General features: G+C 48.1%; 3 protein-coding genes. All 3 read left to right on the plus strand.

The window, feature by feature from the left end; translation table 11 throughout:
• The first annotated feature begins 460 nt into the window (after positions 1 to 460).
• The 3 genes from N438_RS23420 (at position 461) to N438_RS23430 (ending at position 10,509) form a co-directional block, all read left to right on the plus strand.
• Positions 461 to 5,170 (plus strand): hypothetical protein, encoded by a 4,710-nt coding sequence (locus tag N438_RS23420; protein WP_116696540.1) that lies wholly within the window; start codon positions 461 to 463, stop codon positions 5,168 to 5,170.
• Entirely contained in the window at positions 5,167 to 7,398 is a 2,232-nt protein-coding gene (locus N438_RS28415) for a hypothetical protein (protein ID WP_165500710.1), read from the plus strand. The genes N438_RS23420 and N438_RS28415 overlap by 4 nt, the downstream gene beginning before the upstream one ends.
• A 252-nt stretch (positions 7,399 to 7,650) precedes the next feature.
• Complete coding sequence (locus tag N438_RS23430; protein ID WP_032645918.1) at positions 7,651 to 10,509, plus strand: DEAD/DEAH box helicase; 2,859 nt, start codon at positions 7,651 to 7,653, stop codon at positions 10,507 to 10,509.
• Position 10,510 lies beyond the last annotated feature (1 nt).

The following is a 10,510-nucleotide window of genomic DNA, read 5'->3' on the forward strand; positions in this document are numbered from 1 at the left end:
AAGGTAGTCGAAATCGTTAGTAAAAAAACATCAATGTTGAGGCGAAAAATAGTTGGCAGCTACTTTGATCAGGCGATGAAGAGATGTGCGTTCATGTTGTTGTTCGTCAGGGACGGTTCACCATTTATCGGAAAGGTGACTGCCCTATCACAGTGTGTGCTCAAATAGTAAACACGTTGTAGATATGGCCTATCCTGCACGGTTTTAAGACCGTGTCATTTGCTGCCGTAGTTGAAGTTGAAAAACACGCTCGGGAAAGTTAAGCAGACTCTAAGCAATGCACTACAGGAAGGTTTGTCCCCCTGAGTCCCGTCTTGCCAAGAGCATCTCTGAAAAGTGCCTCGAAAATATGATGAATATTTATCGAAGACGTTTTTGGCGTGGGAGTATGGATTACGGGTTTTGACGTTGAGCGTTTGGCTGAGTGGTTGCAGGTGCATTTATATTAAGGGGAAGAAGAATGAGAAAAAGCTGGACTATAGAGGAAGATTGTAAGCTGCTAACCTTGGTGCGTCAGCACTTTTCCGCGCTGGTCAGCCATAACCGGCTGAATGCCACAATGCCATTTAGCCAGCAGCTCCACGATGCATTTGACTTACCTGATCGCGATGCCGCAGCATTGTTGTATCGACTCGAACAGGCAAAAATCCTGGGATTTGCCAGCCGTCCTGGAGGCGATCCCACTAAACAGCAGTTTCGCTGTCTGATAAACAATGATTTGGCGCTATACGATTACAGCCTCACCTTCCCCACTCTCAGAAAAGCATTGCATCCTGATACTGTTGCAGCAGTGCTAAACCACTTCACGATTAGCAATCCACACGAAACTCTATCCAATACTATCAATGAAATTGCAAGAGCCTTGCATCTTGCCCCCATGCAAGTGGAAAAGACTCTGCTCGAAAGCGGCCAAATAACCATCAATAGTTACCGTAAATGTGAGCGTGTTGGAGAGAAAACTATCAATAATAATCTGCAAGATCTCATCTCCAGACAAATTCCTGACATAACGCTGGTTAAAGAGATTAACGCCTGTCGCGCCCAAGTCTCTCAACTTTACCACGTGCATGAACGTGATGGCGCTGAGGTTATTTTCAGTTCCGATGGCACGGGTTTCGGCAAAAGCTATGGCGTGATTCAAGGGTATGTTGAATATCTGGAACGTTTCGCCAAAACCCAGCAGCCAAATTACCTGTTTCCCGAAGGCGGCTTTACCAACCTGTTGTTCATGTCGCCGCAAAAATCACAAATCGACCTGGACAGTAGCCAGAAAGAGAAAATTCTGGCCTCTGGTGGCGAGTTCATTTGCGTTCTCTCCCGTAATGATATTGCCGACCTCGACTTTATGGACTGGGCCACGGGCCTGAAAAATCGCGACCGCTATATTCAGTGGTACGAAGGGGCGAAAGGTAGCAAATATATTGGCAGCGCAATGCGTTCGCTCAATTACCATGTCTCACAAATTGATCGCTGTGAAGAGCAGTTAAAAAAGCTGACAACATACGGTTCTCAGGATACCAACTACGAAAGAGAAATTCTTGAAGAGCAGCTAAAAAACTGTCGTCATAGTATCCGCAATACGATTGAGTCAGCCTGTAAATTACTATTTGGACCAGATAGTGAAAAAGCTTCCATTAAAGAGTACATTCGTCGCGGGCTCCAGGCGCGCCAAGAGCGAATGCAACACGCGGAGACAGCACGAAAACCAAGCAAGTCTGAACTAAGCGTACACGAAGTCTACTTCGAGCTTATCAAACAGGTATTGCCTTTCGAAGTTTGCCAGTACCGCCCGTCGGTGCTATTAATGACTACAAATAAGTTCGACACATCAACTTACCGACTGGCGCCTCGTCAGCGAGGTGAAGGCGTGCATTTTGAGTCCGTAGGTTTCGACTTGCTGATTGGTGGCAAGCTGGCTCCCAAAGATCCACAGATCAGCACCGTTGCGGCAGCTGGCCATACCGGGCAGGTTGCTTATCTTCGTGATGAACACTTCAGACGTAATCCAGACTGCCCTTTTCGCCAGAAAAATATTCGCTTTACGGTAATCATTGATGAACTACATGAAGCCTACACCCGTCTTGAAGAAACATGCCATGTTAAGCTAATCACACAGGAAAATAATCTGGCGCATGTTATCTCTGTCGCGGGACGTATTCACAATGCGGTACTCAGCCTGGAGCGCCGGAAAAAGCCCAAAGAAGCGCAAACGACCTTTGAGCAAGAGATGGTCAAATTCATCACCATCCTTCGAGACCTACTGGCGAAAAAGTGCGAATTATCACCCGGTACGACGCTGGGCTCGATCCTGGAGATGTTTCGCGACCAGTTAGGAGCATTCGAAGTTAACGGCGACGCCGCCGAACGCATCATTTCCATTACCCGGAATGTGTTCAGTTTTAACCCCAAAATGTACGTTAATGAAGAGGGGCTGAAACGCATTCGTATGCGCAACAGCGAAGGCGACATAACGCGCACCGAGCTATATTACGAAGTCGAAAATGATGCCAGCGACACCAATCCCACCCTGCACGATCTGTTCCAATTGGTCTCCGTCATCCTCGCCGCCTGTTCTGATATCACCAACCGACACTTTAAGCGCTGGGTAAAAAATGGTGGCCAGGATAACTCCAGCAGCCAGAATACACCTTTGGGCCAATTTGTTGACGCAGCCAATAATGTAGCTGGAGTGGTGCGACATATCTTCGATCGCACCACCGATAAAAACTTGTTGATTGATCATTTCTACGCTTATCTGCAACCCAAAACCGTATTCACGATGACGCCGATAGTTGAACTCAATTACGTGAACAGTGGAGCCGAGCGTACAATTATTCTGGCGTTTGAGATGGATCTGGTACAAGAGTTGCCTGAAGCCATGCTGCTACGTTTATTAACGGGCACGCACAATAAAGTGATTGGACTTAGCGCCACCAGTGGTTTTAGCCACACCAAAAACGGTAACTTCAATCGTCACTTCCTGGAGCGCTATAGCCGTGACCTTGGCTATCGAGTCATTGAACGTAAAAAAACAGATATCGATACGCTTAGAGCACTACGCGCGTTGAGAGCCAGTATCCGCAACGTCGACTTCAGGGTGTTCGATGATAAGCAGTTAAAATTGACCGATATCTACCAAAATTGTGAGATCTATCGCAGGACGTATGACAACTTTTTCGACGCGCTGAAGAAACCGCTGGAGTACGACCTGAAAAATACCTATAAACGGCGTCAGTACCAGCGGGAACTTGAAGCGTTATTGCTTGCCGCCTACGAGGGTAAAAACAGCCTGATTTTGTCCCTTTCAGGGACATTTAAGCGGGCCTTTATCAGCGCCTGGCGCACTCATCAATCAGCCTGGCGTCAGCAGTACGGTATGCACTCCCGGTGCGATGAAAAAACGGATAACGATAAGAAACATGACCAGATCCTGACCTTTACCCCATTCAAAGGGCGTCACACAGTCCATTTGGTCTTTTTCGATTCACCACTGGCTAATGTCGAAGATATTAGGCAAGAAACCTATCTCAAGAACAGCAATACCGTACTGGTATTTATGAGCAGCTACAAAAGTGCAGGCACCGGCCTCAACTACTTTGTGAAATACCATGACGGCGATATTAATGATATCAATGCACCACGTCTGGATGTCGATTTTGAGCGCTTAGTGCTCATCAACTCCTCGTTTTACAGCGAAGTAAAGGACAACAGCGGCAACCTTAATACATTACCTAACTACGTTACCGTGCTTAAACACTACGCTGATGACGATATTACCGTCCACAAGCTGGCCGATTTCAACGTTAATTTCGCCCACGGCGAAAACTATCGCCTGTTAATGGCCGAACATGATATGAGCTTATTCAAAGTCGTCGTGCAGGCCGTAGGGCGAGTCGAGCGTCGCGACACTCTATTGAAAACAGAAATCTTTTTACCCCGCGATGTGTTCCGTAATGTTGCATTCCAGTTCGCCGCTCTCAGTGAAGATAGCGGTAACGAGGTAGTATCAGAAAGCATGTCCTTGCTTAACCACCGCCTAATGGAGGAGTGCGAAAAGCTGAGTCAGAACCAGTCATTTAGTGATGCAGAACAGCGGTATGCGTTTGAACAGGCTATCGTAGAAAATGGTCGCCGCATCGATGCTGTTCATAAGCGAGTCCTGAAAACCGACTGGATAAATCAGGTACGCGCCGGCAACCTTGAATATCTCGAATTATGTAATTTATTCCGCGATTCTGACTCCTTTACCGATCCCATGCGTTGGCTGGAAAAACTTCAGGCTAATTCCTTGTATGCCGCCAATCGGCAAATGCAATCAATCCACCACGCCCTGTTTATCGACCGCCATCAGGGCAACCAAACTATTTTACTTTGCCACAAACGCGGCCCGGATGGACTTGTCCACAGAGATTATTCCGCCCTGTCGGATTTCGCTGGCGGCGCAAGAGAGTACCGGCCTGAGCTCACCCTCTTTCCGCAGTATAGAAACGATGTCGATTTTACCCCCGGCAACCTGGTCGGCGAGTTGATTCGTGAATGTGACAACATCCAGGAAACGGCATTCAAAAAATGGGTACCCAACCCCAGGCTAGTTCCGTTGCTCAAAGGCAATGTCGGTGAATATCTCTTCGATAAAGTGCTAAAAAGCTATGGCGTTACCCCACTTTCTGATCAACAGGTGTTTGAACGCCTTGAACCGCTAGTATATGAGTTTTTTGACCGCTTTATTGAAGTGGGTAACGACCTGCTCTGCATCGACGTTAAACGCTGGGCGACGCAGTTGGATGATTTAACGCGGGCAGAAGAAACGCTTGAGAAAAGCAACAACAAGATTCGCCAGATCCGTAATATCACCAGCCAAAAGGCGGATACAGAGGGGCAGAAACAGCTTCAGGCTGTGCTGTCAGGCCGTTACGAACGCATTCGATTTGTCTATCTGAACGTCGCCTACAGCCAGAACCCCAATAATCTGATGTGGCAAGATAACGTGGATCACACGATCCACTACCTTAACCTGTTGCAAACCGACTATCAGTACTATCAGCCCAAAAATCGAGAGAGCGGACGAGCTCAGGAAAACTCGAAACTGAGCATGACATTGGACATTAACCCAATGTTACTAACCCTGCTGGGTGTAGAAAAGTTGCCGACTAAAGGAAAAGTCTCATGATCCCTAATTTGAATGAACTGACGGATACTCCGATTGCCCGAACCAATTTGATCAAGCTTGAAGAAGATCAGCTGACGACCATCCAGCGTCTATTGGCCCCTGTATCTAATATCTATACGATAGACTTCATGGTTCAGCGCTTTACTAAAGAGCGAAAAGAAAAATCCGCTGATTACTATGCGCGAATTCATCAGGAGGTAAAATCTTGCGTGCGGCAGAAGCTTGGGCTGGAGGCCGGGCAGGAGGTAAAATATGAACTGCATTGCTTACCAAATTACCATCACGTCTTTTTTTTCCTGGCGCCTGCAACTAACCCGAACAGTCAGGCTCATAGGACGTTGGCAGAACGTATTGAAAAGCTTTGTCAGCAACTCACCGCTGAAAATCATGACCTATCTCGCCTGATTCAGGGATTATTTAGCCTGCATTTGAAAATGGTAATGCTGGAAAAAGCCAGTGAGCGCTTTTCGGTATCGCCGACTTACTTCAACTCAACGCTTTACCTTAACGCTCGTCTGAGTCAGCCCGTCACACAAAAAAAAGGCACCGGGGTGATGGAAGCCTTTGAGCTCGACATTTATGCCTCAGAATATAATGAACTCGCTTTTACCCTGCACAAACGAAAATTCTTGGTCGAACCGGCGGATGAGATGCACCTATCCCTGGACGATACCAGCGTGTGGTTTAGCATCGATAATCGTCGGCTTAAAGCTCGGCGCAAACTTGATGCCCGTGATAGCAAACTGGATTTTTTTCGTGAGCGCAGCGGTTATGGCGAATGCCAGGCCTATACCTATAACGTAGTCATGAATGCTGCCTGCGAGCGGCTCAGTGAACTAGAGATCCCCCATCAACCTATCCCATTTCAGGCTACACACGAGGTCAATCAGTTTGCTACCGACCTTGATCAACAGCTGGCTAATACGCTGTTGGTGGTTAATAACGGCGTCGAATTCAGCGCCACGCAAGAAGCTTATTTCTTTGACGCATTAGCCAACCAGTTCCCCGGGTATAAACTCTGGCCGCTGGCATCGCTTAAACATTCTCAGCAAACCAGATTTGCTGGGCTGCCTGCCAATACATCTATTCTTGTACTCAATGCGGTAGATGAAGAACGAAGCAACAGCATCCGGCAGCAAGAGAATGAATCTGTTGAGTACAATGATTTCTATGCAGCTTTTGCCGACGTCCGAAAACAACCTGAACTCAACTGGGATATTTATACCCAGCTTAAGTTAGATCGTTTGCAAGGGTGGCTAAATCAACAACCACTGCCTGTGGTTTTACAAGGAATGAACATTGATCGTAAGTTGCTGGATGCGATTGATTTTATTAATGAACAATTGATAAGCAACCCTGCTCAATACGAAATCGAACTTACGAAACCACACAGTCGTCTCAAGTCAGCAGTTACCTTATTGAAAAGTAAGGTACGCCGAACGAAAACTGAACTATGGTTCAAAGAGAGCTTACTCAATCAACATCACATTCCACTGCCAGACTTGGCGAACGGGCACTATACCGCCTATGCGGTACGCAAAACGAAAAGTAATATCCACCTGCTTGGGTATGTTGAACTAAAAATAGAGCACGGCCAACTTAGGGTGGTTGATACCGGGATCGTCGAAGGTGAATTCGAGTATCTATCTGTTGATCATCCAGCTCTGGGACGACTAAAGAAATTATTCGATAAAAGCTTCTATCTCTACGACCATACAGCAGATGTGCTACTTACCACCTACAACAGCTCCCGCGTGCCGCGCCTGATTGGCCCGGCGCAATTTAATATCGTCGATTCATACGCTTATCAGGAACAAGAAAAAGCGCTGGCGGAGCGTCAAGGTGATAAATTTAACGGGTATACTATCACCCGCTCAGCAAAATTGGAGCAAAACGTACTGCCCTATCTGATATCACCGGGCCGCTCGAAATACGACTCGTTGACTAAAACTCAAAAGATGAAGCATCACCATATTTACCTGCAACCGCATGAGAATGGAGTGTTTGTTCTGGTAAGCGATGCTCAGCCTACAAATCCTACTATTGCACGGCCTAACCTGGTAGAAAATCTGCTGATATGGGATGCCCAAGGTAAGGCCGTAGATGTATTTAATCACCCGTTAACTGGTGCTTACCTCAATAGCTTCACCCTGGATATGCTAAGGAGCGGCGAAAGTAGTAAGAGTTCGATTTTTGCCAAGCTTTCACGATTGATGGTTGAGAACTAACACGGTCTATAACCTTCGTCCCTTAATCACGAATTCTCCCCCACCGACTCAGTGTGGGGGAGTTGACCCAGCTCACTTTTTAACTATCGCTGTTTGAAATTTATGCGTTATTTCTGCGTATTACATTCCATTTTATCCCCCCTGACGCCACCCTTCATGTTATCTTTAAAGCCCTCTTTTTTATCGCAGTGTGCAGCGACATATCGCTCGGGATAGTGTTATCACCACTGCCTCATACAGACAGAAAAACCGATGAATAAGCAAAATTATGCACCTGGAATGCGGGTGGTTATTCGTGATGCAGAGTGGCGCATTCGCCGGGCGGATGACAGCGGAGATGGTGGTTACCTGCTGACCTGTGATGGCATTTCGGAGCTGGTACGCGGTAAAGAAGGGCTGTTTCTAACAAAGCTGGAGCAAAAAGTCGAGATTCTTGATCCAGCAAAAACAAATCTGGTGGAAGATGAGTCAGCCAATTACCAGGCGGCTCAATTGTACATAGAGAGCCAGCTACGCCAACGCGTCCCGACTGACAGCAAAGTCCATTTTGGACATCAGGCTGCGATGGACTCCATGCCCTTTCAGCTCGATCCCACACGCATGGCACTGGCACAGCCGCGCCAGCGGATATTAATTGCTGATGCGGTAGGGCTGGGTAAAACGCTGGAAGCCGGTATCCTGGTTTCAGAACTGATTCGCCGTGGACGTGGCAAACGCATTCTGGTGCTGGCGGTTAAATCCATGCTCACGCAATTCCAGAAAGAGTTCTGGAGCCGTTTTGCTATTCCATTGACGCGGCTTGACTCCGCTGGTTTACAAAAGGTGCGTAACCGCATCCCAACCAACCACAACCCGTTCCATTATTTCGATAAGACCATTATCTCCATCGATACCCTGAAACAGGACATCGAATATCGCCATCACCTGGAAAACGCCTGGTGGGATATTATTGTTATCGATGAAGCGCATAATGTCGCTGAACGTGGGACCAGCTCTTTGCGCAGCAAACTGGCAAAATTGCTCGCCGGGCGCAGCGATACGCTGATTATGCTTTCAGCTACGCCGCATGACGGTAAGGCTGAAAGTTTTGCCAGCCTGATGAATATGCTCGACCCGACGGCCATTGCCAATCCGAAAGAGTATGAATACGCCGATTTTGCCGATAAAAATCTGGTTGTGCGTCGCTTCAAAAAAGACGTGAAAGATCAGATGGCTGGCGAGTTTCCGGAACGTAATATCGTCAAACTCACGCACCCGGCAACCGGGGCCGAAGAAGAAGCTTATCGTCGGCTGGTTGAGAGCCAGTTCCGTGACGATGATGATGAAGACTCGCGGTCAAATAAAGGCCGCCTGTTCAAAATTACGCTCGAAAAAGCGTTGTTCTCCAGTCCAATGGCATGTGCAAGCGTGGTGGCTAACCGCCTGAAGCGGCTTGATAACCGCAAAGAAATAAACAGTCAGAGCCAGATTAACGAATTAGAGTCACTGCTGCTGGCGCTCAATAATATTGATGCCAGTCAGTTCAGCAAGTATCAGTTGTTGCTGGAGACCATCCGTAACGATCTCCGCTGGAAAGCGAATAACACAGAAGATCGTTTGGTGATCTTTACCGAGAGTATCAAAACGCTCGAGTTCCTTGAGCAGCAACTGCGTTCCGATCTCAAGCTGAAAGACGATCAAATTGCCACGTTGCGAGGCGATCAGGGCGATACAGTTCTGATGGAAACCGTCGAAGCGTTTGGCAAATCCCAGTCTCCGTTACGCCTGCTCATCTGCTCGGATGTCGCGTCTGAAGGTATCAACCTGCATCACCTCAGCCATAAAATGATTCACTTCGATATTCCGTGGTCGCTGATGGTATTCCAGCAGCGTAACGGACGTATTGACCGCTACGGACAAAAACACCAGCCACAGATCCGTTACTTGCTGACTGAAGCCAGTGAACCGCAGATCAACGGTGATATGCGCGTGCTGGAAGTGCTGATCAATAAAGACGAACAGGCGCAGAAGAATATCGGTGACAGCTCCGAATTTACTGGCAAATTTACGCAGGAAGAGGAAGAAGAGCAGGTTGCTGAATTCATGATGCAGGACGATGGTGCCAGCCTGTTCGACGACCTGTTGAATAGCAATGTCACTGAAAATACTGGAAACGACCTGTTTGGCGAAATCTGCAGCGCAGTGTCCAGCGATGCCTCAGCCGTGACCGAAAGCGACATTAGCCTGTTTGATAATGAGCAAGCATACTGCGAAAAGGCGCTGGGCTATCTGAAGGCCAGCGGCCAGACCGTGCAATACGATACCTTACCTGATAACACCTTATCGCTGGTCGCACCGGAGGAGTTACGCCGTCGTTTTAACCAGTTACCGCCGGAAATTGCGCCGGAAAACTGGCAGCTTTATCTAAGCCAGGACAAAACCGTTATCACGGAAGCAATTTCGCGTGCGCGCGGTGAGCAACATGCCTGGCCCGATGTGCAGTATCTCTGGCAAATTAACCCGGTCGTGCAGTGGCTAGACGACAAAATTCAGTCCGCCTTTGGTCGCCACCAGGCTCCGGTGATGCGCCTGTCGCACCTGTTTGAGCCTGATGAAGATCACTTCATCCTTTCCGGGCTGTTCCCGAACCGTAAGTCGCACCCGATGGTGAACCCGTGGCTGGTGGTGAGCTTTAACCGCGAAGCGTTAAGCGGTAGCCTGCCTTTTGCTGAGTTCCTGAAACGATATCCGCAACTGAGTAGCAAGCTGACAAACAGCGGCGGGAAGGATCGTAACCACCAACGCCAGCAGGATCTACTGGAAGCGGCGATCGCCCATGCGCGGGATGTCTTTGTTCACGATCGAAATGCTTTTGAGGGACATATCAATCAGCAGCTCAGTGAACATCTGCAAAAGCTGGACGTTCTGCGTGGGCGTCAGCTGAGTCAACTGGAACTGGATTTTGCCGATAATAAACAGCAGCTTTCAGTGAAACAGAGCCGCAAAGAACAACGTCAGCGCGAAATCGAACACAATTTTGACAGCTACATCCAATGGATTGAGGACACCATGACCACCGAAAAAGAGCCATACATCCAGGTTATTGCAGTAATCACCGGAGCGGAGGGCTAAA

Source organism: Klebsiella sp. GL120222-02 (genome assembly GCF_003097195.1).
GTDB lineage: Bacteria > Pseudomonadota > Gammaproteobacteria > Enterobacterales > Enterobacteriaceae > Klebsiella > Klebsiella variicola.